Origin of the sequence: Corynebacterium sp. Marseille-Q2823 (assembly GCF_903645345.1) — a bacterium.
Taxonomy (GTDB): Bacteria; Actinomycetota; Actinomycetes; order Mycobacteriales; family Mycobacteriaceae; genus Corynebacterium; species Corynebacterium hiratae.
On record NZ_CAHJXS010000006.1, the window covers coordinates 24,922 to 48,168 of the forward strand.

26 protein-coding genes and 1 tRNA gene are annotated in these 23,247 nt (G+C 61.2%); 10 read left to right on the forward strand and 17 right to left on the reverse strand.

Annotation, left to right across the window (positions count from 1 at the left end; all coding sequences use genetic code 11):
- Positions 1-746 precede the first annotated feature (746 nt).
- The 11 genes from HWX44_RS08170 to HWX44_RS08220 all read right to left on the reverse strand — a co-directional run bounded on the left by HWX44_RS08170 (position 747) and on the right by HWX44_RS08220 (position 11,870).
- The gene (locus HWX44_RS08170; RefSeq protein ID WP_175974117.1) at positions 747-1,400 is read right to left on the reverse strand and encodes a response regulator transcription factor; all 654 of its coding nucleotides are present in this window, start codon (positions 1,398-1,400) and stop codon (positions 747-749) included.
- A gap of 11 nt (positions 1,401-1,411) precedes the next feature.
- Positions 1,412-1,621 carry a hypothetical protein gene (locus HWX44_RS08175; RefSeq protein WP_049156615.1) on the reverse strand — a complete coding sequence of 70 codons (210 nt, stop codon included), beginning with the start codon at positions 1,619-1,621 and terminating at the stop codon, positions 1,412-1,414.
- 48 nt (positions 1,622-1,669) lie between these two features.
- Positions 1,670-2,746 (reverse strand): histidine kinase, encoded by a 1,077-nt coding sequence (locus HWX44_RS08180; RefSeq protein WP_175974119.1) that lies wholly within the window; start codon positions 2,744-2,746, stop codon positions 1,670-1,672.
- Positions 2,747-2,761: 15 nt separating this feature from the next.
- On the reverse strand, positions 2,762-3,037 hold the full coding sequence (gene crgA, locus HWX44_RS08185) for a cell division protein CrgA (protein ID WP_010188168.1): 276 nt from the start codon (positions 3,035-3,037) through the stop codon (positions 2,762-2,764).
- Positions 3,038-3,104: 67 nt separating this feature from the next.
- On the reverse strand, positions 3,105-5,045 hold the full coding sequence (pknB, locus tag HWX44_RS08190; protein ID WP_175974121.1) for a Stk1 family PASTA domain-containing Ser/Thr kinase: 1,941 nt from the start codon (positions 5,043-5,045) through the stop codon (positions 3,105-3,107).
- A 6-nt stretch (positions 5,046-5,051) separates the two neighbouring features.
- Positions 5,052-6,470 carry a serine/threonine-protein kinase gene (locus HWX44_RS08195; RefSeq protein ID WP_175974123.1) on the reverse strand — a complete coding sequence of 473 codons (1,419 nt, stop codon included), beginning with the start codon at positions 6,468-6,470 and terminating at the stop codon, positions 5,052-5,054.
- Entirely contained in the window at positions 6,470-7,900 is a 1,431-nt protein-coding gene (locus HWX44_RS08200) for a penicillin-binding transpeptidase domain-containing protein (RefSeq protein WP_175974125.1), read from the reverse strand. The genes HWX44_RS08195 and HWX44_RS08200 overlap by 1 nt, the downstream gene beginning before the upstream one ends.
- Positions 7,897-9,249 carry an FtsW/RodA/SpoVE family cell cycle protein gene (locus HWX44_RS08205; RefSeq protein WP_175974127.1) on the reverse strand — a complete coding sequence of 451 codons (1,353 nt, stop codon included), beginning with the start codon at positions 9,247-9,249 and terminating at the stop codon, positions 7,897-7,899. The genes HWX44_RS08200 and HWX44_RS08205 overlap by 4 nt, the downstream gene beginning before the upstream one ends.
- 58 nt (positions 9,250-9,307) lie before the next feature.
- The gene (locus HWX44_RS08210) at positions 9,308-10,552 is read right to left on the reverse strand and encodes a protein phosphatase 2C domain-containing protein (RefSeq protein ID WP_254868143.1); all 1,245 of its coding nucleotides are present in this window, start codon (positions 10,550-10,552) and stop codon (positions 9,308-9,310) included.
- Positions 10,549-11,001, reverse strand: a complete 453-nt coding sequence (locus HWX44_RS08215; RefSeq protein ID WP_046648650.1) for an FHA domain-containing protein FhaB/FipA — start codon at positions 10,999-11,001, stop codon at positions 10,549-10,551. The genes HWX44_RS08210 and HWX44_RS08215 overlap by 4 nt, the downstream gene beginning before the upstream one ends.
- Positions 11,002-11,045: 44 nt before the next feature.
- Positions 11,046-11,870: a DUF3662 and FHA domain-containing protein gene (locus HWX44_RS08220; RefSeq protein ID WP_175974129.1), complete on the reverse strand. Its 825-nt coding sequence runs from the start codon at positions 11,868-11,870 to the stop codon at positions 11,046-11,048.
- Positions 11,871-12,059: 189 nt separating this feature from the next.
- Here HWX44_RS08220 and HWX44_RS08225 point away from each other — a divergent pair.
- A tRNA-Leu gene (locus HWX44_RS08225) sits at positions 12,060-12,144 on the forward strand.
- A gap of 107 nt (positions 12,145-12,251) precedes the next feature.
- Here HWX44_RS08225 and HWX44_RS08230 read toward each other — a convergent pair.
- On the reverse strand, positions 12,252-12,887 hold the full coding sequence (locus tag HWX44_RS08230; protein WP_070546042.1) for an Abi family protein: 636 nt from the start codon (positions 12,885-12,887) through the stop codon (positions 12,252-12,254).
- 207 nt (positions 12,888-13,094) lie between these two features.
- Between HWX44_RS08230 and HWX44_RS08235 the strand changes: the two genes are divergently transcribed.
- Both HWX44_RS08235 and HWX44_RS08240 read left to right on the forward strand, forming a co-directional pair.
- Positions 13,095-13,811, forward strand: a complete 717-nt coding sequence (locus tag HWX44_RS08235) for an ASCH domain-containing protein (protein ID WP_175974131.1) — start codon at positions 13,095-13,097, stop codon at positions 13,809-13,811.
- Between the two features lie 48 nt (positions 13,812-13,859).
- Positions 13,860-14,273, forward strand: a complete 414-nt coding sequence (locus tag HWX44_RS08240; RefSeq protein WP_175974132.1) for a hypothetical protein — start codon at positions 13,860-13,862, stop codon at positions 14,271-14,273.
- 2 nt (positions 14,274-14,275) lie between these two features.
- Here the strand turns inward: HWX44_RS08240 and HWX44_RS13305 are convergent, their stop codons facing one another.
- The gene (locus tag HWX44_RS13305) at positions 14,276-14,560 is read right to left on the reverse strand and encodes a hypothetical protein (RefSeq protein ID WP_230308947.1); all 285 of its coding nucleotides are present in this window, start codon (positions 14,558-14,560) and stop codon (positions 14,276-14,278) included.
- Positions 14,561-14,850: 290 nt separating this feature from the next.
- Here HWX44_RS13305 and HWX44_RS08250 point away from each other — a divergent pair, with 290 nt between their 5' ends.
- Together HWX44_RS08250 and HWX44_RS08255 are read left to right on the forward strand one after the other, a co-directional pair.
- Positions 14,851-15,648, forward strand: coding sequence for a trypsin-like serine protease (locus HWX44_RS08250; protein WP_175974134.1), 798 nt, complete (start codon positions 14,851-14,853; stop codon positions 15,646-15,648).
- A 62-nt stretch (positions 15,649-15,710) separates the two neighbouring features.
- A complete protein-coding gene (locus HWX44_RS08255; protein WP_070681636.1) occupies positions 15,711-16,538 on the forward strand; it encodes a lipase family alpha/beta hydrolase in 828 nt (275 codons plus the stop codon).
- On the opposite strand, the gene HWX44_RS08260 is transcribed toward HWX44_RS08255, so the two are convergent.
- Positions 16,535-17,167, reverse strand: coding sequence for a VC0807 family protein (locus tag HWX44_RS08260; protein WP_070681632.1), 633 nt, complete (start codon positions 17,165-17,167; stop codon positions 16,535-16,537). The genes HWX44_RS08255 and HWX44_RS08260 overlap by 4 nt on opposite strands.
- 69 nt (positions 17,168-17,236) lie before the next feature.
- Here HWX44_RS08260 and HWX44_RS08265 point away from each other — a divergent pair, with 69 nt between their 5' ends.
- Positions 17,237-17,959, forward strand: a complete 723-nt coding sequence (locus HWX44_RS08265) for a PaaX protein (RefSeq protein WP_118783644.1) — start codon at positions 17,237-17,239, stop codon at positions 17,957-17,959.
- Positions 17,956-18,246, forward strand: a complete 291-nt coding sequence (locus tag HWX44_RS08270; RefSeq protein WP_070681629.1) for a CHY zinc finger protein — start codon at positions 17,956-17,958, stop codon at positions 18,244-18,246. The genes HWX44_RS08265 and HWX44_RS08270 overlap by 4 nt, the downstream gene beginning before the upstream one ends.
- 4 nt (positions 18,247-18,250) lie before the next feature.
- Here HWX44_RS08270 and HWX44_RS08275 read toward each other — a convergent pair whose 3' ends face one another.
- Positions 18,251-18,763 (reverse strand): hypothetical protein, encoded by a 513-nt coding sequence (locus HWX44_RS08275; RefSeq protein ID WP_369816116.1) that lies wholly within the window; start codon positions 18,761-18,763, stop codon positions 18,251-18,253.
- A 35-nt stretch (positions 18,764-18,798) separates the two neighbouring features.
- On the reverse strand, positions 18,799-20,115 hold the full coding sequence (locus HWX44_RS08280) for a M20/M25/M40 family metallo-hydrolase (protein WP_070512799.1): 1,317 nt from the start codon (positions 20,113-20,115) through the stop codon (positions 18,799-18,801).
- A gap of 78 nt (positions 20,116-20,193) precedes the next feature.
- Between HWX44_RS08280 and bioB the strand changes: the two genes are divergently transcribed.
- From bioB to HWX44_RS08295, 3 genes are read left to right on the forward strand one after another with little or no spacing between them, the layout of a single operon-like run.
- Positions 20,194-21,174, forward strand: a complete 981-nt coding sequence (gene bioB / locus HWX44_RS08285) for a biotin synthase BioB (RefSeq protein ID WP_046648630.1) — start codon at positions 20,194-20,196, stop codon at positions 21,172-21,174.
- Positions 21,174-21,428 (forward strand): biotin synthase auxiliary protein BsaP, encoded by a 255-nt coding sequence (gene bsaP, locus HWX44_RS08290; RefSeq protein WP_175974136.1) that lies wholly within the window; start codon positions 21,174-21,176, stop codon positions 21,426-21,428. The genes bioB and bsaP overlap by 1 nt, the downstream gene beginning before the upstream one ends.
- Before the next feature lie 11 nt (positions 21,429-21,439).
- Positions 21,440-22,363 carry a Sir2 family NAD-dependent protein deacetylase gene (locus HWX44_RS08295; RefSeq protein WP_049156682.1) on the forward strand — a complete coding sequence of 308 codons (924 nt, stop codon included), beginning with the start codon at positions 21,440-21,442 and terminating at the stop codon, positions 22,361-22,363.
- Here the strand turns inward: HWX44_RS08295 and HWX44_RS08300 are convergent.
- Positions 22,360-23,109 carry an esterase/lipase family protein gene (locus HWX44_RS08300; protein ID WP_049156683.1) on the reverse strand — a complete coding sequence of 250 codons (750 nt, stop codon included), beginning with the start codon at positions 23,107-23,109 and terminating at the stop codon, positions 22,360-22,362. The two genes, HWX44_RS08295 and HWX44_RS08300, sit on opposite strands and share 4 nt — an antisense overlap.
- Positions 23,110-23,247: the final 138 nt, after the last annotated feature.

Here is a 23,247-nt window from a genome sequence, read left to right on the forward strand (position 1 = left end):
GTGCGAAAGAATTCCACATCAGTTATCCACATTGTGGATAACTACATTTTTGTAATTTACCGAACGTGTGGGCCAAGATAACCGCAGATCAGCAGCGTATTAGGTTGTGTTCGAAGTTTTTGTGCGGGCTGTGGGAAGCGTGAAAACACTTATCCACAGGGTGTGGAGAAAGGCTGTGGAATTCGTTGTCCACAGAGTTATCCCCACCCTGTGGATAACTTTGTACCCAAGGTGTTAACAGTGCTCTGGTTGCGGGGTGTTTGGCATGACTTAGGTCAATTTAGTGCGGAAAAATCCCGTCCCACCGCCGACAACCACCAGGTAGCAGTGCCAAGAGTGGCGTTGCTCACCCGCTCATGACCAAAATCGGGTCACAATGACCGTTTCCGTAGAGCACTGCACGTATCTTCGCGAAACGGATTACCTTCTTCGATCCCCTCGCAACGCGCAACATCTGCGTGCCTCCATCGACATGCTGGAGGCATCCGACAAATGGCGTCTGATAAAAGGCATCCGTCAAAAGGCGTTTTCACGGCTGAAAACGCCTTTTACGCCTTGCAGATGGCGTTTTTAGACCCAAAGATGCCTTTTGTCAGATGCCTTTTCCAGGGATGCCCTGACTTGGGTCAATTTAGTGCGGAAAAATCCCGCCCTGCCGCCGAAAACCACCAGGTAGCAGTGCCAAGAGTGGCGTAGCTCACCCACCCATGTCCTAGGTCGGTTCTGTCGCTAGAGCGAAGTCGGGCTCAGGAGCCAGCGCCACCCAGAATCTTGGTCACCAGGTTCAGGCGCGTGCTGGCGCCGAAGATGGTGATGAGGCGTGAGACATGCTTCTTCACGGCGGATTCCGAATAATGAGTGGCGGCGGCGATCTCTGAATTGGAGTTGCCGGCGAGGAGGAGCTTGAGGACGGCTATTTCGGCGTCGTGAAGCTCGTGGCTCTCAATGGCGGCGGCGACGGGATCGCGTGGGGTGGCAGGCTCACCGATGTAGTCGACCAAACGGTGCATGGCGGCGGGCGCCACGCGGGTGCCCCCTTCCACAGCGGCTCGAACCGCCTCAATGATGGAGCGCGGGCGTTGGTTCTTCAAGATATAACCCGCGCCGCCCGCCCGCAGGATCTTCAGCATCGTGTCATCCGAGTCGAAGGCGGTCACCGCCAAAAACGTCGGGGGATTCGGTCCGGAATTAAGGTGCTTGAGCAGCGTAATGCCGTCCATGTGCGGCATGTGAATATCGGCGAGGACGAGGTCCGGATTGACTTCTTCAATCTGCGCTAAGCAATCCGCACCATTGGTTGCCTCACCGACCACCGTGATGTCTTCGGTGGTCTGGAAATAGACGCGGAGCGTCGAGCGAACGAGCTCATCATCATCAACGAGGAAAACCCGAATGCTCATGGAGAAACAGTTTAGCCGCACCACCAGCGCTGGGGGCTGGTGGAGCAACGGAAGTGGTCGGCGAATTCGCTCGCGTACGACCTGTAGAAGGTGAATCCGGTGGACTCGGTGGTCTCAGCAGCAGCGTCAACGTTGGTTTCAGCGGGAGTCTCAGCAGCGCTGGCAATTGGTGCCGAGAACAGCGCGAGTGCTGCGGCGGCAACGGCGAGGGAAGTACGCATGTCGAACCTTTTAAAATCTAAGAAATAGCGGACTATCGGGCAATCTTACTATATTTTCCTTAGGCAGGCGGCCGGAAGAGAAAGGCGTGTGACCCAGAGATTGCCTTCTTTGCCGCTGCCGAAGCTGCCGTGCATCCTGCGAACACGGCGGGCGATTTCCCCCAAGCCCAGATTCGTCGTCATGTACTGGCGTGATTGTTGCGCCGCAATCTCGGAAGTGATCACGAGGTCGATGGATTTGGAGCTGCCGGTGGCCTCGATGCTCACACGGGATTCAGGGCGAGCGTACTTGAGGATGTTAATGGCGAGTTCAGAGAACACGAGGGAGAGCTTTTCCGGTAGCGCGAGCTCACCGTTCTTGCCTACATTGATCTGTGCTTCGCAGTGGAAGCCGTGGCTGCTCAGGAAGCTAACCATGGTGTCGAGGTCTTCTTCCAAGGACTTAACTCCCTGAGTCACGCTCTCATTCTTCATCACGCGCAATAGATCACGGACCTCGCCCATGGCCCGGCGGGCGTCGTTAGCAATCGCTTCCGCGGAGTCAGCCGCGGAGGGGTCCGTTTGCGTCAGCGCCAAGGTCTCGGAGCGCATCACCACGGAGGTTAGCGTCGCAGCCACGGAATCATGGAGGGCTGTCATCAACGCCTCGCGTTGCTCGGCGGCGCGTTGTTCGGCGGCAAGACGCTGGTCCCGGTTTTTGCGCAGCGCGGCCCCAATGACGATGGCCACCGCATACAAGATGAGCGGCAGCGACAGGTTCAAAGGATCGAAATCCGGAACATAGTTGTTCGAAGGATCCGTCGTGACGAGGTAGGTGTACACCACCGCTGGAAGGACCGCCCACAGCCAGCGCATGCGAAACGCCACGATGCCCACGATGACGGGGCTCCACGCCAACAGCAGGAAAGACCGCCACTCCGAGAGCCACACCGTCAGCGCAAAAAGCGCACCGTACCCGCAGGCCGCCACAAGAGGGTGGCGGAGGGCCAGCGGAGTCAGCGTGACACCGAGGCCGGCGAGTACGAGTGCGCCAGGGGTGAGGAAGCTTTTGTCCACCGTGACGGTGAGCATCACCAGAATGATGCAGCCGACACCGGCGACGCTATAGAACCTCGAGGAGTTCATCGGCGGCGATGAAAACTAACGCCAGCCCATCGTCATCAACAGGCCGATGATGGCCAGGCCGAAGCCGATGCCGTAATTCCACGGTCCCAGCTCCTGCATGAACGGAATGGACTCGCCCGCCAGGTAGTTCACCACCAGCCAGAGCAGGCCGAGGAGCATGAGCCCCAGCATGATGGCGATGTACCACTTCGGGGTGCCCTCAGAGTTGATCTTGACCGGGGTACGGTTAGTAGCAGAGCTGGAGGACTGCGGGAGTGCGGAGCCCTCCGTCGTGATCTTGGACTTTGGCATTGTTACACCTTCACGAAGAATAGGGGGGTTAATCTGTGGAATACCTTAGCAGCTGCGGCAATGAGAGCTACTGCGGCAGCAGTGCAGCCGGGTCAAACTCCCAGAACCGGATGTGGATGGTCTCATCCTTGCGGATGACATCACCGCGGCTTGCCGACGCCCACCCAATCTTGTCGCTGTCGATCGGGTTAGACGTCGGGATGCGCTCGCCCACCTCGAAGGAGCCGGACCAGCCCTTGGCGCGCAGCGCGGAGTCAGCTTCCTGCTGCGTAGAGCGCGTCAGGTCCGGCGCTTGGATGAGCATCGCGTTGGAGACCTCCAGGGTGACCTGGCTGCCCTTGGGAAGCTTCTGGCCCTTCTCGACGACCCTGAGCACCTGGTTTTCCGGAAGCTCAGAGTCCACCGAGTTCACGTTGACGTCAAAGTCCATGGAGGACAGCATCTCGACCGCGCGGTCACGATCCATACCGCTGACATCCGGGACGCTGACTTCCTTCTGCCCCTTGGAGACGGTGATCCGCACCTTCGAACCCTTGGACAGCTGCGTACCGCCCGCCGGGTTCTGGGAAATGATCTCGCCCGCAGGGGCCTCATCGTTCACCTGCTCGACGTCGGTGTGGAGCTCTAGCTCGGCTTCCTCCAGCGCGGCGGTGGCTTCATCCAGCTTCATGCCGGTGAGATCCGGGACCTCGGTGACCTCCTTGCCGGAGGACACCGTCAGCGTGACCGAGGAGTTCTTCTGCAGCTCTGAGCCTTCCGCAGGGTTGATGCGGATGACCTTGCCGCGCGGTACATCGGGGCTGGCTTCCTCGTTGATGCTTACCAGCAGGCCAAGCTTCTCTAGTTCCTCCACGACTTCGTTGCGCGGGCGGTTGGCCACCTTCGGGATAGTCACCATGCTCGCGCGCTGGGCTGCTTCATGCTGCTCCTGCTCGCGCTCGCGGGCCTCTTGGCGGGAGCTATCCCAGAAGTCCCAGGCAAAATAACCAATGATGGCGACGAGAGAGGCCGCGAGCAGCGCCGCCAGCCACTTCAGACCGGAGCCGGACTCATCGTCTTCAGAGGGACGAGTCGAGGCCACCGGTGCGCGGTGCTGCGCGGCCACGGGTGCCACCATCGTGGTGGGGTGATCCTCATCGTTGACGTGGGAGCGTGCTGCCTCCGGCAGCTGGCCCTGGGCCAAACGCTCGAGGTCATCGCCCATCTCCCAAGCAGATTGGTAGCGGTCCGCAGGGTGCTTGGCCATCGCCGTGAGCACGACGGCGTCGACGCCGAGCCGCTGCCGTTCCGTCAGATCTTCAGTGATGAGCTCCGAGGGTGGTGCCGGATCCTCCTGCACATGCTGGTAAGCCACCGCAAAAGGTGTTTCACCTTCAAACGGCGTGCGGCCGGTAACCGTTTCATACATGACGCAGCCCAAAGCGTAGACGTCAGAGCGGGCGTCGGCAGGCTTGCCGCGGGCCTGTTCCGGCGAAAGGTACTGCGCGGTGCCGATGACAGCAGAGGTTTGCGTCATCGCCGACGTGGAATCATCCAGCGCGCGGGCGATGCCGAAGTCCATGACCTTCACCTGGCCGGTGTTGGTCAGCATAATGTTGGCCGGCTTGATATCGCGGTGGATAATCCCGGCCTCGTGGGAAGACTGCAAAGCATCCGCCACCGGTTTGAGCACGCGCGCGGCTTCTTCGACCGGCATGGGGCCATCCTCACGGACGATGTCGCGCAAGGTGCGGCCCTGCACGTATTCCATGACGATATAGGGAACCATCAGGCCTTCGACGTCCTTTTCACCCGTGTCGAAGACGGCAACGATGTTCGGGTGATTGAGCTTGCCGGAATTCTGGGCCTCGCGGCGGAAACGCTCGCGGAAGTTGACGTCGCGCGCCATGTCGGGGCGCAGCATCTTGATGGCGACGGTGCGCCCCAAAACGGAGTCCTCGGCTTCGTACACCTCGGACATGCCGCCGGTGCCGATGGACTGGCGGAGGTGGTACCGATCACTGACCATGGTGGGTTACTGGCCTCCCTGTAGTGCGGATTCTTCGGTGGGGTTGCTCTGTGAGTCTAGTTCGGGCGCGGGCGTTGGGCTGTCATTGACCTGCGGTTGCGTCTCCTCCGTAGGGAATTCGGGCGGCTCCTGATGGGTCGTGTGTTCCGTGGTCACCGGCGGGGCGGGGATGACCGAGTGCGTCGTGGTGACGGTGACCCGGGTTGGTTCCTCCTCGACGGTGGTGATCTCGACAGTCTCGGGAGCTTCCGTTTCCTCTTCCTCTGTCGTCTCCGGCACAACCGTCTCGGTCACGATGACCTCCGTCGGCGCTGGTGGTGGGGTCGGTGCCGTGTTCCCCCACATCCGGTAGGCCATGAGTCCGACGGCCACGAGGGCGGCGATGGCCACGGCGATGAGCAACCCGGTGCCGAAACCACCTTTCTTGGCGGGGCGCTCCTCCGGCTCTGGTGTAGAAGGCTGGACGGCTGGCCGCACCGTGGTGGGGTGCGCCATGTTGGCCAGCATTTCCGTCGAGGCGGAGGGAGAAGGTTCAGCAGCGATGGGTGCGAGCGCCGCGGATTTGGGCTGCGGCGGGCGCTGGCCCTGGCGTACGGCCGAGATCGCATTGGTGAACTCGTTGCCATCAGCGAAGCGGGTGTTGGGGTCCTTGCGCAGGGCCATGCCGATCAGTTCCCGGGTGGGCGCGCTAATCGACGTCGACAAGGGCTCCGGCGCCTGACTAATGTGTGCCAGCGCCACCGATACCGAGGAATCACCGCTGAAGGGGCGCTTGCCGGCCAGCATCTCGTAGCCCACCACACCGAGTGAATAGACATCCGAAGTTGGGCCGACCTCGTAGCCCTGGGCCTGCTCGGGGGAGACGTACTGGGCGGTGCCGACGACCATGCCGGTGCGGGTCAGCGGCACGGCGGCGGCGGCCTTGGCGATGCCAAAGTCAGTGATCTTGACCTGCCCGTTTTGGGTAATCATGAGGTTGCCGGGCTTGATATCGCGGTGCACCAGGCCCATGTGGTGGATCACGGATAGGCCGTGGGAGGCCTGCTCCATGACGTCGAGCGCCAGGGTCTCCGGCAGCGCGCCCTCGCGTGCCAAGAGGTCTGCCAGGGATTCGCCGCGGATGTACTCCAGGGCCATGTAGCAGAAGGTGCGGCCGTTGTCCTCGAGCTCGCGGTAGTCGTAGGTGGCCACGACGTTCTCGGAATCGATGGACTCTGCCGCCTTGGCCTCGTTGCGGAAGCGCGAGAGAAACTCGTTGTTGTCGGAGAACTCGGGGCGCAGGACCTTGAGGGCGACTTCGCGGTCGTTGCGCACATCATCCGCCAGCCACACCGTGGACATGCCGCCGTGGCCGACGATCCACTGCAGCTGGTAGTCCTCACCGATCAGTTCTTGGAGGTGCTTTTTGTTATCTGCACTATTCACTACTGCTCACCTCCGTATGCGCGCAGGATGGCGCGGCCGATAGGCGCGGAGACCTGGCCGCCGGTGGCATTCTGGCCAAGGTGCCCGCCGTCCTTGACCACGACGCCCACCGCGATGTCCTTGTCCGGGTCGAAGGCCACGTACCATGCGTGCGGGGCGAGGCCCTCACCGTGCTCAGCGGTGCCGGTCTTCGAGGCAAAACCGTTTCCGTCGTAGCCGAAGGTGCTGCGCTCGGAAGCGAACATGAGGTCCTTGATGGTATTAGCCGTTTCTTCATCCACAGCTTCAGCGGCCTGGCGCGGTGTGGTGGTGCGCAGCTCATTCATTTGGGCATCGGTGATGCGGTTGACCAGGTAGGGCTCCATGCGCTTGCCCTTATTAGCCACGGTCCCGGCCATGATGGCTGCCTGGAGGGCGGACATGGTCACGTCGCGCTGGCCGATGGCGGATTGGGCGACTTGGGCGCCGTCGCCAAGCTCGCCGAGCGCGCCGGCGGAAGTATTAACACCCAACGAGTACTTCTCACCCACGCCGAAGCCTTCGGCGTACTTGCGCAGCTCATCGGCGCCGATGCTTTCCGACATCTGCACAAAAGCGGTGTTGCAGGACAGCGCGAAGGCCGTCTGCAGGGTGACGCTATCCGCGCCGCCGCAGGACTGGTTGCCGTAGTTGGTGAGCTCCGTGACGGTATCGGGCAGCGTAATGGACGCCGCGCCGGTCAGCGTGGAGTTCGGATTGAAACCGTTATTGAGGCCTGCGGCAGTCGTAATGATCTTGAAGATGGACCCGGGCGGAAGGGTGTCCTGCGTGGCGTGGTTGACCAGCGGGGTGCCTTCCTGGTTCTGCAGCTGCTCCCACTTCTCGCCGGCGTTATCACCGAGCAGGTCGGAGACGTTGAAGCTGGGGGAGGAGGCCATGGCCAAAATCTTGCCCGTCGAGGGCTGGATGGCTACGGCCGCGCCGTTATAGCCCGGTCCAGCGAGCTGATCGTAGGCGGTTTGCTGTAGGGCTGGATCGACGGTGACTTCGACGTTCGCGCCCTTTTGCGGCTTGCCGGAGAGTATATCGAGCCAATTGCGCGCCAGGAGCGAATCATCCTTGCCATTGAGGATGTCATTCTGGGAGGCCTCCAGCTGGGAGGCGCCGAAGCGCTCCGAGAGGTAGCCGGTGATGTTGGCAAAGGCCGGGGAGTCGGCGGGGTAGGAGCGGGAGTAGTTGCCCTCGGCGTCGGCAGTGGACTGCGCCAGCACCGTGTTGCCAGCGAAGATCTGGCCACGCGGGGTCGTGCGCATCTCCAGGTAGCCGCGAACGTTCTTAGGGTTATGGGCGTACTTATCCGTCGAAAACGCTTGCACCACCGTGAGGTTTACCAGGAGGATGGCAGTGAGGATGAGGGAAAAAAGGGCGACGAGGCGGATCGATCGGTTCATCGGATGGCCTCCTGGACGGCGGGGAACATGGACGTGTCAGTGGGTGCGTTTGAGCTCAGCTCGCGCGCCGGGCGGCGTGCCGCGTTGGAGATGCGCAGCAGGATGGCCAGCAGCATGTAGTTGGCCATGAGCGAGGAGCCACCCGCAGACATGAACGGCGTGGTCAAGCCCGTCATGGGCAGCAGCGCGGAGATGCCGCCAGTGACGACGAAGACCTGCACGGCCAGCGTCAGGGCCAGCCCTGAAGAGACCAGTTTGCCATAGGTATCACGGCAGGTCAGCGCGGTGCGGAAGCCGCGAGAGACGAGCATGGCAAACAGCACAAGTACCGCGGCGAGGCCAACCAACCCGAACTCTTCACCGATTCCGGCCAGGATGAAGTCCGAGTGCGCCACCGGAACCATGTCCGGGTGGCCCTGGCCTAGGCCGGTGCCGGTAATGCCGCCGGAGGACATGCCGAAGAGCGCCTGGGAGAGCTGGTAGCCGGTGGAATCATAGTTAGCCAGCGGATCCAGGAAGTTGGAGAAGCGCTGCTGGATCTTCTCCGAGACCTGGTAGATGCCGAAGCCACCGATGCCCACGAGGATGACGCCAATGAGCAGCCAGCTCACGCGGTTGGTGGCCATAAAGAGCATGCCGAGCACGGTGCTAAACAGCAGCAGGGCTGGGCCGAAGTCATTGGAAATGCCCATGATGACAATCGCGATGCCCCAAATCACCAGGATGGGGGCGAGGTCTCGCAGGCGCGGCAGGGAAATACCCAAGAACTTGTAGCCGGCCACCGTGAACAGCGAGCGCTTCTGGGTCAGCAGCATGGCGAAGAACAAAATTAGCAGGATCTTGGAGAACTCACCCGGCTGGATGGAAAAGGGTCCGAGCCACAGCCAGATGCGGGCGTCGACGCCCGGCGGCTGCGGCCACACCAGGGGCAATGCGAGAAGGATTAGGCCCAGCGCGCCCAAGATATAGGAATACCGCGTCAGCGAGCGGTGATCTCGCAGGAGGACGAGCACCAGCGCGAAGAGGATGAGGCCCACGATGGTCCACATCACCTGCCGCACCGCCAGCCCGCCGCCATTAGCAAGATCGAGGCGCTGCAACAGAATGAGCCCGGTGCCGTTGAGCACCGCGACGATGGGCAGCATGAGTTGATCCGCATAGGGTGCCAGGAAGCAGAGCACCAGGTGAGCGACGGCAAAGACGCCGATGAAACCGCCGATGAGGCAGAGCACATCGAGGGTCAGCACGTTGCCTCGGGACAGCTCAAGGCTCACCAAGGTGATGGCGAAAACCACGGTGGCTAGCACGAGCAGGCCGAATTCGGTGCCGCGGGAGAAGAACTTACTCACCTACTTCATCCGGCAGTTCTGGACGCTTGCATCTTTCCGCCTTCCGAGGCCTCAGCGCTTAGCGCCTGTCCGAGCTGCGACAGCGTCGCACCTCGTCATAGGAGCCGGAGGGCAGGTTGCCCACAGCGGCACGTTCGGATTCGGGCAAATCCTTCAGCGTGAACGGCGCAAAGTCGCCCGCGCACTCTCCGTACCCGAGCTTGAGCGCATTGTCCTTGCCCAGGCACGCATTCTGATACGTGTGGTGCAGCGGGCGGCCAAAGATTTCATAATCCGCACCCTGCTGGATGGTGAGGGTGCCACCCTCATCCGTAGCCACGTAATAGTTATTGCCCAGATAATTCTTCATCCAGAGCCCGCCACTGACGACGAGCACGATGACGATGGCAAGGCATGCAATCACCTTCCACCCAATCCGGCTTCGTTGGGGCCGCCGCTGTGGTTCCTCCTGGGGCTTCTCCTCAGCGGCCTGGGCTTTTGGGGGCGAGATCAGCTTTGCGGCGCGGCTCGCGGAAGAATCCGGGTGCGTCGGCTCCGGAACAACACCTTGGATGGCTCCGACGGTGATGGGGGAGTCCTCGTCACCCTCCGCCTCCACGACTTCCGCCACCACAATGGTGACGTTGTCCGGGCCGCCGGAGCGCAGCGCCAGATCCCGCAGGGTGGTAGCGGCCTCTTCGACCGTGCCCTGCTTCAGCGCCTGCTCGATGGTGGAGGCCGTTACCGGATCCGATAGGCCATCCGAGCACAGCAGGAGGCGGTCGCCCGGTTCAGCATCGAGCATAAAGAGAGTCGGCTCCACCGGGCGGCCCGTGTAGGCCTTGAGGATCAACGACTTCTGCGGATGGGAGGAGACATCCTCCGGATCGAGCTTTCCCTCATCCACCAGAGACTGCACATAAGTGTCATCCTTGGTGATCTGGGTCAGCTTCCCCTTACGCAGCCGGTAGCCGCGGGAATCACCCACGTGGCACACGCCGAACTCGGAGCCGTTAAAAAGCAGGGCGGTCAGCGTGGTGCCCATGCCCTCCGTCTCCGGGTGCTCATCCACGTGCTCGCGGATCGCCGCATTGGCGTCTTCCGCCGCCGCGCCGAGCAGGGCCAGCATGTCGTTATCGCCCGGATCACGCTCGAGGGAGGCCATGTGCTCCACCATGGTGGTGGAAGCAACCTCGCCGGCGGCGTGGCCACCCATGCCGTCGGCCAGCACCAGCAGGTGCGGGCCCGCGTGGGCGGAATCCTCATTGTTTTCGCGGACCAATCCGCGGTCTGTCACTGCAGTAAAAGTCAGGCTTAAAGTCATGCCATCAACCTCACGGTCGTTCGGCCAAGTTTGATATCGGAGCCGACTCCGACTCGTTCTGGCTGGTCAATGCGAACGCCACCAACAAAGGTGCCGTTGCGGGATTCGAGGTCCTCCACGAACCACTCGCTGCCCCTGCGGAAGAGGCGGGCGTGGTGGCCGGAGGAGAAATCATCACCGGTGACAAAGTCACAGTCTTGCGCGCGGCCCATCGTACAGTCTTCGAGCGTGCCCAGTTCCATGTGGGAACCGCGCAGCGGCCCGTCCACGATGGCGATTTCACGCGGCGCTTCGCGACGCCTCTGGGCCCCCTTCACCGGGGACGATGCCTGGTAGACGCCGGCGGCCTTATTGGCGTCGCGGCGCATGGCGTTGAGCGCGACCAAGATAAACAGCCACAGCAACACCAGCAGGCCGATGCGCAGCGAGAGCAGCACGATCGAATCCATGAAAAGTCCTTACGCTAAGAATCTGGGAACAATTGCCGGGCGGCTTAGTAGCCGTGGTCTTCGAGGCCGGTGATGCGCACCTCGATGTGGGAGTGGCCGAGGGTGATCACGTCGCCGTCGGCAAGCAGCCAGTTCTCAATCGGGGTGTCGTTGACGGTGGTGCCGTTCGTGGACTGCAGGTCCACCAACACGGCGTCCTGGCCGTTCCAGGTGATCTCCGCGTGCTGGCGGGAGACACCGGTATCCGGCAGGCGCAGGTCCGCGTCGTTGCTGCGGCCCAGAATATTGGAACCCTCCTGCACGTGGTAGACGCGGGAGGAGCCGTCCTGCAACATGAGCGTCACCGCCGGGCCCTGCGGCGCCGGCTGATTCGGGGTGGGGGCCATGAAGGCGGTGGTTGCGGCCTCGTCGGCGTTGTGCGGCTGGGTCATAGAGTCCTCCTGACCATGGTCGTGGTGGAAAATCGCATCGAATCCGGTTTCTTCGGTGGGCTCGTGATCCAAAAAAGAGGACACGCGCAACTGCCCAGTCCGCAGCCCCGACTCCTCCGCGATGCGGACGATGACCGGCCCGGCGAGGGACCAGCCACTGTTACGGATGAAGCGGGTGAGCTGATCAGCTAGATCCTTGGGAACATCCGGGTCCTGTGAGAGATTCTCGATGTCCTTGGAGGACACGCCGACGGTCATGACGTTGGGGCTATAAAGCTTGCCATCATCACCGCGGGACAGATTGTCTTGTGCCTCCTGCTTGAGAAGCTCCTCAATCTCTGCGGGGACGACTTTTCCGCCGAAGACAAAGGCCATGCCGTTGTCCAGTCCGCGTTGCAGGGAAGAATCCAGCTTGGCGAGCTTATCTAGCAATGCCATAGGAAGGGCCGTCCTCCTTTCGGGATGTTCAAGGGAGAGGTATAGCAGCGATCAGTATAGGTTGCTTTCCTCTAATTAACGTAGACGCGCGGCCTATAGTTCCCTGGAAAGTTCGGGTTTGCCAGCGGATTTGTAGAATCTGTTGGACTGCGTGCTAAGGTTAGCTAGTCGCCAAGACATCAATACCCTGCCCGGGTGGCGGAATTGGCAGACGCGCTGGCTTCAGGTGCCAGTGTCCTTATAGGACGTGCGGGTTCAAGTCCCGCCCCGGGCACGCTGTGAAGTCTCGAGACATCGTTCCGGTCGGTGTCTCGAGATTTTTCTTTTTCAGTGGCCTGAGTTCGCTAGGCCAGTACGACGTATCAAGAAAGCGTCAATGGATTAAGGTCGTTGTGCCCGTATAGCGGGGACGCGTGAATTGTCTTTGATCCATACCGCGGCGTGAGGATCAATGAAGTCCGCTACTTCTTGAATAGCGTTATCAACGGAGTCGAGATGTGCGACTTCACGGGCTCTATCGCGCTGTTGAACGATTGATTCGTGGTGAGAGCACCTATTCCTCATTTTGTAAACAATGACTACAAGTTCTTCAAACTGCTGTCTACTGTCAGGCGTTCTCTTCAACGCCTTCTTTACCTGGGGCCAGATACTCGCCTGATAGTGACTACTCAAGAGGAAACGCCAGAAGTCGAAGCTGAGTTCAGCGATGATTTTTCCTGGTGGTGCACCTTCCTTCCCGGCCCGTTTCTTCGCTTTGCGGATATTCTTCTTCGCTGCATCGTTGAAAGGGATTCGATCGTCGTCAAACCATCGCTCGCCGTACCTTCCGGTTAGGGCATTGTGAATGCTATTTCGGAGGAGTACTTCGAGGTGTTCGATGTCTGCGAGATAGGTTTTCGTGAGGTGAGTATTCCAAAGGTAGAGCGTTTCTGGTGATGGATGATCGGCGTACCTGCTCATTCGCGCAGATGAAAACCACTGGGACAGCTGTACTTGGGCTGGGCTTGGATTATCCATATGGATATGATAATGTGCGCTTTGAAAACCCCGGAACGATCCCTGCACTACGAAAGTAGGAGTAAATCGCCGGGGTTATTGGTATCTTCGGGGAATTATAGCGGCCAGAAATTCGAAGTTTTTCGCCCTTATTTACCGTGAATGACAGCGACAGATTTGTGATCCCTTGGGCTTGGGAGTTGTGGCAGTAGCAGCTACCTTTGAAGGATGATTACTAATGAACTCCGAGAACTACTGACCGCAGCCACGACCCATGCGCAGCGTTTCCACGACGGGGTAGATCACACCGTAGCCGCAGCCCTCCTGACCGAATCCGGCAAACACGTGCTCGGTTTAAACGCATATCATTTTCTCGGTGGCCCCTGTGGTGAAATCTCGGCCTTAGCTAACCACGCTGCTAGTCATCCCGAGGATCCCATCCGAGCGGTAGTCGCCGTCCACGGCCCGACTGGCCAGGTGCTTTCGCCCTGTGGAAAGTGCCGCCAAGTGCTATTTGATACTGATCCGTCTATCCGGTGCATTGTGCGCGGAAGCAATGGACTTGAAGCACTCACCGTGGAAGAGCTCTTACCGTTCGCATATAGCTGGCGTGACATGGACAAAGAGCAACGCATCTATATGTGGGAAGGCTACGAGGAATCAATTCGAAGCGGAGAAAAGCAACAAACCATTCGGGTGGATGATCCCTTCCATGAAGGAACCGCCCAGATTGTCTTTGAGAAAGAATCCGGAGAGGTCGTCACCATTCCCGCAGCGGTCACGTCAGTTGTTTCTACCCAGCGGAGGTCCTTGACGGAGGAACAAGCCCGAAGAGATGGCTTTGGCTCTCTTGCTGAGCTCCAAGAAGCGCTTGATACTCACTATCCCGGATTAGCTGAGGACGACGAAGTCGACGTCGTTGAGTTCACGCTCCGCAAGGCTTAAAAGCTTTGGCGAAGCCCACGCGGAAATGATTTTGCCTAGACTGTCGGTATGTTCGGCCCCGCTTCCGCCCAGCCACCGCGGCTTATAGATTTCCCAGTGCTGCGGTTACCGTTTGTGGAGTTCGTGTTTGTTGGGCTGCTGGTGGCCGTCTTTTTCGTCGATACGCAAGGAACTGATGCTGAAAGTGGCTTCCTTGCGGTCTTTGTGGTTCTTCCCGCACTCGTGTTTCTGGGAATTGCCTACCTTATTTCCCTGCCCATGCAGCGGAAGGACATTACAGATTTCCGCCTAGATGCCGTTTTCGTCGTTATCGGGGCGGTTGGTCTCTTCGGCTGGGTCGGCCAGATGCTCATCGCTTTGCCCTTCCTGTGCTGCCTACCCGTGGGGCTTTCAGCACTGATCCGCAGAGGCATCGCCTTTGCGTTGTGGAAGAAGGGTAAAGGCCCTCAACTGCCGGAATGAGGTTACGCGCTTTGCCAGCGCATCCTGCCATCAGAAGCGGGTGCGCATGTCATCGGGACACCTCTCTTTGATACGCCGCTTCCGCCGCTGCAATACGCACCGGGATGAACGTAGTTCTCCTGCACGGCGGGTGCTTCATACACCGCGGCGGCTTCTTGAACTGGAGGATTCGCAGCCAGCATCTCGTCTGAGCACTGTTGCGTCCAGCCAGAGGTTCCATCGCTGAAGAATGTCGTACCGGTTTCGTGCAGCGAGACATCACCGCAGGACTCGATGGTTTTCTCCATCGGAGTAGGCTGCGCCGCGCCGGGGGCCTCGGTGAAGCCGATGACTTCCTCTTGTGGTTGATCTATGTTGACGCCTTCGACGTTTTCCTCCGTAGCGGGGGGTGGGCGTGGGCGTCTTCGCTGTTTGCGACGTCTCACTCGCAGGGGTGGATTCAACGTCGAGAGAGGAACAGCCGCTGAGAAAGAAGAGTGCAGCGGCAAGAGAGAGAAATCGCTTCATCACAGGTCCTAATGATATGCCGTGGTGTGCGGTGAGCACGCATGCGATTTCACTGATAGAGTTACGCCTTGTGTTCCCTGGTATTCTCGCTTCCTTGCTCTCCATCATCGTGACAGTGACGTCCTCCCTGTTTGGCGCCCCCACTTCTGCGAACGTCCCCGGGGTTCTACAGGCAACGAGCACGGTTGCAGCCAGCGATGACCGCGTCGCGGCGCTGTGGCGAAACGGCAAACGCGAGTGCTCCGCGGGGTACATCGGCAATGATTGGTGGCTTACTGCTTCACACTGCTTGGGCCGCGACCTGCGTCTCACGCAGGCGGATGGTGACAACGCCAAGGTGCTCGCCTCCACCCCGGTAGCAGAGAAGTCGGACGTCGCCCTGCTGAAAGCGGAACCCATGGACGCGGAAGCCTTCGAGTTGCCCTCGCGGCCACTGCGCGTCAATGACTCGCTCTTCCTCGTGGGCTACGGAGGGATGCACAATTTTGCCTCTGAGGCCGTGGTCCGCGTCGAAGAGACTGGGGTCGCTGGGGAGATTCAAGGCTACGATTTCGATAATCTCATCCGATCGCGCTCCATGTTTGCTTCGCGCACGTGCAACGGAGATTCCGGCGCGCCGCTCTACCAGGACACCATGATCTTCGCGGTGCACACCGGCGGTGAAGAAAACGAGGAGTGCACCGATGGCACGCGCCGTCACATGTGGCACAGCGAAATCTATCCGAATCTGCAGTCTCTGCGAACGCTGATGGATAGCTACGATGACTTCGATTCGCCCGCAGCATTCGAGGAAGCAAAGAAACACGCCCAGACCCAAAAGAAAGAATCCAAGCGCTCCAGCAGCTTGAGCAGCCTTTCCTCCTGGTAGTTCGGCAGGCATACAGGAACCGTACAGCAGATGCTCAGGGATCGGCGATAAGCTGTCTCCTTATGAAAAACGGCTTCCTGCAGCGTGCCTTCCTCGCTATTCTCCTCGCCACTGCGGCCCCCGTTCCGGCCCATGCTCAAACCATGGAGACCTCCGCCGCGCAGGGTCTCGGCATCAACGATCCCGACTGCCAGCCCACGGGTCCTGTTACCGAGCCGGTCGTTTTGCTGCACGGAACCTCGGCTAACTCGGCTGAGTGGAACGACCTCATCCCGACACTCAAGGACCAGGGCATGTGCGTCTGGGCCTTCGATTATGGCGCCGAGGACGTGGCCTACCAGAACGCCTATGACTACCTGAAGGGGATTTCGGATCTAGAATCCTCTGGGCGCGAAATAGCCAGGCAGATAGAGCACATCCGGGAGGTCACCGGAGCACACAAAGTAAACCTCGTGGGCTTCTCCCAGGGCGGCCTGCACACCAAGACCTTCACCCAGCTCTACGGTTCGCCCGATGAAGTGAACCGCGTGGTCACCATCGGCGCGAATTTTCACGGGACGACGTGGGGTGGCAGAGCAACGTCGCTAAGCACGGCAGCCAAAATTGCCCCCAGCGTGGTCAAATTCGTGGGTACCAGCGCCGGCATTCAACAGTTGGAGGGTTCGGAGTTCATGGAGAATCTCAACCAGTTGCCGGACACCGCGTCCGGCCTCACCTATACCTCCATCTACTCGCCGGCGGATAGCACTGTGACGCCGAATCAGACCTCTGAGCTGAGCGCTGTTCCGGGGGCGGATGTGGTCAACGTGGAATCGGCCCCGGTCGAACATGGGCAGCTGCCCCATGACCCGCGCGTGCACGAGCAGATTCTGTGGGGGCTCACGCGCTAGGCCGGGGTCGGCGCGGACTTGCGGGCGCGTGCAGCAATGGCGAAGGTGGCCGTTAGGCAGATAGCGAGGGCCACGAAGGGCAACGCATTCGACAGCCAGTAGGCGGTGGTGAAGGGGAGGGAATAGGCGGCGACGACGCGGATGATGGCTTCGAGCAGGAACACGACGCCCCACACGATGGTGATGTAGCGCTGGGAGGCGCGGAAGGTCGGGTATTTCCACAACCCGTTCCAGTAGGCGACGCCTTCCTTTGTGCCGTCGGTGCCAAAGCGCTGGCCAAAGTAGAAGGCAAGGGGCTTTCCAAGGGCCAGGCTGCCGAGGAAGAGCAAGCCAATAATGCCGGTAACAACGCTGCCTTTAACTAGCAGGAGGCGCTCATCGGTGCCACCGACCAGCGTGGCCAACGCCGCAGCAACGTTGAAGGCAAGGATCAACGCAGAAATCCCAGAAAAAGACTTCTGGCGCACATGCTGGATGATGCCGCCGACGAGGGGGCCGATGCTGGCGGCCAGGTAGGCATAGACGTGGTTGTTGGTTGTGGAATCGACGATCTGGAATAGCAGGATGGCCAGGCCGACGTCGAAGACGCCGAGGATGAGGAAGTTGAGCAGGCGTGGATTGAGACTCATGCCACATAGTGTGCCACAAAACATACGAATCGGTTTGTTTCTGACACATAAAAACCCTAGGGTTGGGGCATGGCTGACGTTGGACCAGGAACTTTTGGATACCTCTGTGGGTTGGCCCGCCGCGAGGAGCTCCCCGGGCCTGTGCTGACACCGATCCTCACTGGGCTGGGTCTGTCGCCGGCCGGTGCGCGCACGTATCTATCCCGTATGGTGCGCGCGGGCGACCTATCCTCGCGCCGAGCGGGGCGTTGTTCCGTGTATTCCATGGTGGGGGACTACCTTGCGGAGTTTCGTCACCTAGGTTCGCCGCGCGACTTCCAGTGGGAGGGGGCGTTTCACACGGTGATCTTCGATATCGGCGAGGATCGCCGTGCGGAGAAAGATGCCTTCCTGCGCGCCGCCCATGCCAGCGGTTTCCGGCAGCTGCGGCCCGGAGTCCTGGTGGGCGCCCACGCGCCGGGGGAGTGGGCGCAGAAAACCTTTATCGGCACCTGGTCCGTGGATGAGGACACTGCTCGCGACGTTATTGCCACCGCGTGGGACCTTGAGGATAGTGCTGCTCGTATTAGCGCGCTGGGCGACGTCCCCCCTTTGCCCACCGATGACGTTGGCATCGTCGTCGAAACTACGCGCCGCCACGCCGCCGCCTTCGCGGCGCTGCGCCGCACCCCGCCCTTCCCCGCACAGCTTCTCCCCGCTGATTTCCCTGCGGAATTGCTGGAGAGCCGCCTGCGCATGGACATCACGCCGGCCCACCGGGCGATGGCGCGGCTGTTAGAGTCGTGGCCATGATCCACGGAGCGATTGACGCGGAGGGCCGGTGCCGCCACTGGCACACGCTAGTCGACGTCGTTGCGAACAAGTGCCACACCTGCGGCGGCTGGTTCGCGTGTTCGCTCTGCCACGCGGAGTTAACGGATCATGATTTTGGACCCATGCCGAAGGACGAGCTCTGCGTCATGTGCGGGGCCTGCGGCCGAACGATGACATACGCTGAGTATTCGTCATACAAATGCCCCGCGTGCGGGCATGCCTTCAATACCGGCTGCGCGCTGCACGCGGGGACGTATTTCCGCTAGTTTTCTACGGCAAAAGCTGGGCCAGCGGGGTGCCCTCGACGAGGGTCTTGAGGTACGCCACGATATCCGGGACGTAGATGGTGAAGGTTCCGAAGGTCACTGGAATCGTCGGAAAAGCGTTGTTTGTCGGGGCCTTATTGCCGTTATTGGCTGGGGTACCACCGTTGTTGGTAGGCGCGGTGTTGTTAGCTGGGGCAGTGTTGTTGGCTGGGGCACCACCATTGTTAGCAGCGTTGCCACCGCCGCCATTCAGGCCGCAGCGCGCGATGGCCTCGTCGGCGCGGGCGACGGCGTCGCGGATCTCGCCGCCGCGCGGGTGGAAGTTAGCGGCAGCGAGCGCCTGGGACTTCTTGCTGTTGTAGTCGGACGGGTTGGTGTAGTACTTGGTGGCCTGCTCGCAGGAGATCTGGCCGGCCGGGACCTTGGCCAGGTAGTCATCCACCATGTCGGCGGAGGCAGTAGGAGCGGACAGGCCGATGGCGGCAGCAACGGAGCACAGGACAAGCTTTTTTCTCATGCGCCACATTGTGCCACAGCTTTTACACGTTTGCGTTAGCGGCTCAAGAAACGATCCACCAGCGAAGAATACGCCTTCACGGTCAGCTCCAAGTCCTCCAAGTGCAGGTGTTCGTCGTGGCTGTGCAGCTGCGAGTTCGCGCTGGCCATGTCCCGATCCTCGGCATGCAGCGCAAAACCGTAGGCATTGCCGCCGCGGCGACGAGCCACGCGCAGGTCGGAACCACCCGTCGCCAGTACCGGCAACACCTTCTTTTCTGGGAAGAATTCGTGGGCGGTCTCTTCAATGCAGCGCCACAGCTCAGTATCAGTCGAGGACTGTGTGGCGTCCTCAGTAATAAGGTGCTCGATTTCTACCTCCTCGGCCATATCTCCGAGCGCTTCACGTAGGAAATCATCAAGCTCCTCCTGGGTCTGGCCAGGGAAGGGGCGGATGTCCATCTCCAGGTAGGCGTGGGAGGGCAGCACGTTGATGGCGCCACCTGCGCGCAGGACGGTTTGGGCAATCGTCGTGTGGGAGAAGGCGTGGGCGTAGGCAGACAAATTACCGAACTTCTCATAATCTGCGGCGGTAGCGGAGCCGTCGAGAAGCGCTGCCTCCGTTGCGGGGTCGAAGCGGAAGGTCTTGACGAATCCCTGCCACACCTCATCCGTAGCCACGGGCGGCTCGGCAGCAGCGATGCGGCGAGCGACCTCACCAATCTTGACGATGGCAAAGTCCTTGCCGAAGGGCGTCGAGCCATGGCCGGCATCGCCGTGTACGTGCAGACGGCGCTGGCCTGCGCCCTTTTCGCCGACGTTGAAGCCGAGCGCGCCGGGCAGGTGGCTACCGCCGGTCTCCGAGAGGCAGTTGCGTACCGAATAGGCCTCTGGGTGGTGCTTGTCCATCCAGATGGAGCCCAAACCGCCGCGGGCCTCCTCGTCCGCCATGCCGACAAAGGCCAGGGTGCCGCCGGGATTGCCGCGCTTGGCGACGTCCCTGGTCACCGCCGCCATCGTCGCCGTAATAAAGAGCATGTCCACCGCGCCGCGGCCGTAGAGTTTGCCATCTTCGATGACGGCGTCGAAGGGCGGCTTGGTCCACTTGGGCTCGTCGACGGGCACGACATCCGTGTGGCCCATGAGCGTCAGCGGCTCCTTGTCCGGGTCACCCGGAACGGTCACCACGATGGTCACGCGGCCTGGGTGCGATTCATAGCGTTGAATCTCCACCGGGGTGCCGTTGAAGAACTTCTCCAGAGTATCCGCGTTGCGGACCTCGTTGCCGGAGTCAGGCGTGAGGTCATTCACGCAGGCATTGCGAATAAGCTCCTGGAGTAGCGCGAGGGTGTCGTCATAGAGCGTGGAATCCATGGCCTAGAGGTTAGTCCGGACCGAACAAAACACGCGGATTTACCACAACTTGAACGGTGTTCAAGTAAGGTTTCCCGCATGAGCATCGTAGATATCGCACGCGAGAAGGCCCTGGAGCAGGGCATCGGCCTGAACGAAGAAGAACTGCTGCAGGTCCTTCAGATCCCGGATGAGCAGCTGGAAGAGATTGCGGACATCGCGCATCAAACCCGCCTCAAGTGGTGCGGTCCGGACGTCTCCGTGGAAGGCATCATCTCCATTAAGACCGGCGGCTGCCCGGAGGACTGCCACTTCTGCTCGCAGTCGGGCCTTTTCGAGTCCCCCGTGCGTGCCGCGCGCCTCAACATCCCGGAGCTGGTGGAGGCCGCCAAGAAGACCGCCAAGACCGGCGCCACGGAGTTCTGCATTGTGGCGGCCGTTAAGGCCCCAGACGAGAACCTCCTGTCCCAGGTTGCCGAGGCCATCCCGGCCATCCTCGATGAAGTTGATATCGAAATCTCCCTATCCCTGGGAACCCTCACCCGCGAGCAGGCCCAGCGCCTCAAGGACATGGGCGCCCAGCGCTACAACCACAACCTGGAGACCTCCAAGTCCTTCTTCCCCAACGTCGTCACGACCCACACCTGGGAGGAGCGCAAAGAGACCCTCGAGAACGTCCGGGCAGTCGGTATGGAGATCTGCTCCGGCGGCATCATTGGCATGGGCGAATCACTGGAAGACCGCGCCGAGTTCGCCTACCAGCTGGCCCAGATCGAGCCCTGCGAGGTGCCGATGAACTTCCTCGACCCGCGCCCGGGCACACCATTCGCGAACTATCCGCTGGTCCCGCTCGGTGAGGCGCTGCGCGCCGTGGCCGCCTTCCGCCTGGCCATGCCGTCTGTAACCCTCCGTTTTGCGGGCGGCCGCGAGCTCTCCCTGGGTGATGACGGAACCGAAAAGGGGCTGCTTGGCGGCATCAACGCCATCATCGCCGGCAACTACCTGACCACTCTGGGCAAGCAGATTGAGAAGGACGTCGACATGCTCGGCCGCATCGACCTGCCCATCAAGGCGCTCTGATGAACAGCTCGACGGAGCTGGCCGCCGCCGTCCTTGCTGGCGATGAGCCGCTGTTCCACCCCAACACGGGGAAACCACTGAGCGAGGAATTCACCTTGCACCCGGCGGCCGCGGCGGGCCTGGACGTCCCGCGCTATTGCCAGCTGTGTGGGCGCCGCATGGTGGGGCAGGTGCGCCCGGGTGGCTGGAACGCGCGCTGGTCGCGCCATGGCGCGCTCGACTCAGATCATCTCTACGAGGAGGCTCTCCCGTAAGCTGGGGCACCATGGATCCCGCCGTTGCCCACGCTCACCAGTCCGCGTTGCGCTCCATCTCCCGGGTCGTCGCCGAGATCGCTGAGCCGACTCCTCCACAACAAGCACTGGACGCCGTCACCGATCAACTGCGCCGCGGCAACGTCATGGTCCTCACCGGCGCGGGCGTATCCACGGAATCGGGCGTGCCCGACTACCGCGGACCGCGCGGTTCCCTCAGCCGGCACCGCCCCATGACCTACCAGGAGTTCCTGCACGATCCGCAGGCCTCGCACCGCTATTGGGCGCGTGCTTTCGTCGGCTGGCGGGTCATGCAAGCTGCACACCCCAACCGCACGCACTACGCGTTGGTCGAACTCGAGCGCGCCGGGCTCCTCACGGGTGTCGTCACACAGAACGTGGACGGCCTGCACGAGGAAGCCGGGCAGCGCAACCTCATTGCCCTGCACGGGGACATGCAGCACGTGGTGTGCTTGAGTTGCGGGTACGAAGAACCACGCGCGGACTACGACGCCCGCGCCGCCACAGCCAACCCGACTTACCTGCAACGCTGGGCAGTCAACAAAGAGGACGTTAACCCTGACGGCGACGTTGCCCTCAGCCAAGAAGCGGTCGAAGAATTTGTCATGCCCGGCTGCGTGCGGTGCGGCTCACAGCGCCTCAAACCAGACGTGGTCTATTTCGGCGAGCCCGTTCCGACTTTTAAAAAGGACGCCGCCTACGCGATGGTCAACGCGTCTGACTCCCTGCTGGTAGCCGGCTCGTCGCTGGCGGTGATGAGCGGCTTCCGCTTCGTTCTGGAGGCAAAGAAACAGGGCAAGCGCGTGGCCACCATCAATGGAGGGCCAGGGCGCGCGGATGACCGCGTGGACACACTGTGGCGGACCCAGGTGGGGCCGGCTTTCGATGCGGTTCTCGACGAGCTGGAGCTCTAGAGCCGCTCCAGTTCCTCGAGGACAAACTGGCATACCCGTTTATCCATGGGCATATCCTCGTGGCGAATAATCGCAAGGCGCTCGATGTCCTGGATATAGACGTTGTGGACATTCGGGCCATTGAGGAAACAGGTGTTTGGTGGAACCACGATGGCGTCGGCGCGCGTGGCGATGCACGTATAGCTCACCCCGGGTTCGACCTCGCTGCCGCGGTTCGTGGCCTCAACAATCTCGCTGCCGGTGACCTGCTGCATGCCGGCGGGGCCAAACCAGCCGTCGATAAGCGAGCGCGCCACCTCCTCCTGCCTCTCGCTGCGAAAGAGGGGGCTGGCGATTCCACCCTGGGTCGTGCCGTGATTGGGAGAGCTGATACACACCACGTGCCGTACAAACTCCGCGCTATCGTGCATGCGCATCCAGTACCGAGCCAATAATCCACCCTGGGAGTGGCCCACGAGAATCACCTGCTCCGCGCCGGTGACGGTGCGGACGGCGTTGATGTAGGCGTCGAGCTGCCGAGCGGATTCCTGCAGGGGGCCAGTGGCGCGGGTCCCGTAGTCAGGGGCGAAGGTGGCCCAGCCAGCGGCGCGGAGCATGTCTGCGAGAACCTGCCATATCCCCTTGCTGTCGCAGGTTCCGTGGATCAAGACAACCGGCCAGGGGCGTTCGGCGGTAGGGCGCGCGGACCAGTCGTCTTCGTAGACGCCGCGTGGGCGTCTGCGGGCACCGAGGGGGAGTGGGGTCATGAAATTTCAGTTTACTCTTGACCCCTATCCAACTTTCGTACTAAGCTAAGGCTTGCCTAATACGGAACGGCGGTGAGCTCCACACCGTACGCGTTACCGGATTAGTCATGGGGATAGGGCCCGCCGCTTCACCGCGGC

Bases quoted from the DNA above. Each gene is read 5' to 3' on its own strand.
- HWX44_RS08170 (WP_175974117.1), bottom strand. From the start codon at position 1,400: ATGAGCATTCGGGTTTTCCTCGTTGATGATGATGAGCTCGTTCGCTCG.
- HWX44_RS08175 (WP_049156615.1), bottom strand. From the start codon at position 1,621: ATGCGTACTTCCCTCGCCGTTGCCGCCGCAGCACTCGCGCTGTTCTCG.
- HWX44_RS08180 (WP_175974119.1), bottom strand. From the start codon at position 2,746: ATGAACTCCTCGAGGTTCTATAGCGTCGCCGGTGTCGGCTGCATCATT.
- crgA (WP_010188168.1), bottom strand. From the start codon at position 3,037: ATGCCAAAGTCCAAGATCACGACGGAGGGCTCCGCACTCCCGCAGTCC.
- pknB (WP_175974121.1), bottom strand. From the start codon at position 5,045: ATGGTCAGTGATCGGTACCACCTCCGCCAGTCCATCGGCACCGGCGGC.
- HWX44_RS08200 (WP_175974125.1), bottom strand. From the start codon at position 7,900: ATGAACCGATCGATCCGCCTCGTCGCCCTTTTTTCCCTCATCCTCACT.
- HWX44_RS08210 (WP_254868143.1), bottom strand. From the start codon at position 10,552: ATGACTTTAAGCCTGACTTTTACTGCAGTGACAGACCGCGGATTGGTC.
- HWX44_RS08215 (WP_046648650.1), bottom strand. From the start codon at position 11,001: ATGGATTCGATCGTGCTGCTCTCGCTGCGCATCGGCCTGCTGGTGTTG.
- HWX44_RS08220 (WP_175974129.1), bottom strand. From the start codon at position 11,870: ATGGCATTGCTAGATAAGCTCGCCAAGCTGGATTCTTCCCTGCAACGC.
- HWX44_RS08230 (WP_070546042.1), bottom strand. From the start codon at position 12,887: ATGGATAATCCAAGCCCAGCCCAAGTACAGCTGTCCCAGTGGTTTTCA.
- HWX44_RS08235 (WP_175974131.1), top strand. From the start codon at position 13,095: ATGATTACTAATGAACTCCGAGAACTACTGACCGCAGCCACGACCCAT.
- HWX44_RS08240 (WP_175974132.1), top strand. From the start codon at position 13,860: ATGTTCGGCCCCGCTTCCGCCCAGCCACCGCGGCTTATAGATTTCCCA.
- HWX44_RS13305 (WP_230308947.1), bottom strand. From the start codon at position 14,560: ATGGAGAAAACCATCGAGTCCTGCGGTGATGTCTCGCTGCACGAAACC.
- HWX44_RS08255 (WP_070681636.1), top strand. From the start codon at position 15,711: ATGAAAAACGGCTTCCTGCAGCGTGCCTTCCTCGCTATTCTCCTCGCC.
- HWX44_RS08260 (WP_070681632.1), bottom strand. From the start codon at position 17,167: ATGAGTCTCAATCCACGCCTGCTCAACTTCCTCATCCTCGGCGTCTTC.
- HWX44_RS08265 (WP_118783644.1), top strand. From the start codon at position 17,237: ATGGCTGACGTTGGACCAGGAACTTTTGGATACCTCTGTGGGTTGGCC.
- HWX44_RS08270 (WP_070681629.1), top strand. From the start codon at position 17,956: ATGATCCACGGAGCGATTGACGCGGAGGGCCGGTGCCGCCACTGGCAC.
- HWX44_RS08275 (WP_369816116.1), bottom strand. From the start codon at position 18,763: ATGAGAAAAAAGCTTGTCCTGTGCTCCGTTGCTGCCGCCATCGGCCTG.
- HWX44_RS08280 (WP_070512799.1), bottom strand. From the start codon at position 20,115: ATGGATTCCACGCTCTATGACGACACCCTCGCGCTACTCCAGGAGCTT.
- bioB (WP_046648630.1), top strand. From the start codon at position 20,194: ATGAGCATCGTAGATATCGCACGCGAGAAGGCCCTGGAGCAGGGCATC.
- bsaP (WP_175974136.1), top strand. From the start codon at position 21,174: ATGAACAGCTCGACGGAGCTGGCCGCCGCCGTCCTTGCTGGCGATGAG.
- HWX44_RS08295 (WP_049156682.1), top strand. From the start codon at position 21,440: ATGGATCCCGCCGTTGCCCACGCTCACCAGTCCGCGTTGCGCTCCATC.
- HWX44_RS08300 (WP_049156683.1), bottom strand. From the start codon at position 23,109: ATGACCCCACTCCCCCTCGGTGCCCGCAGACGCCCACGCGGCGTCTAC.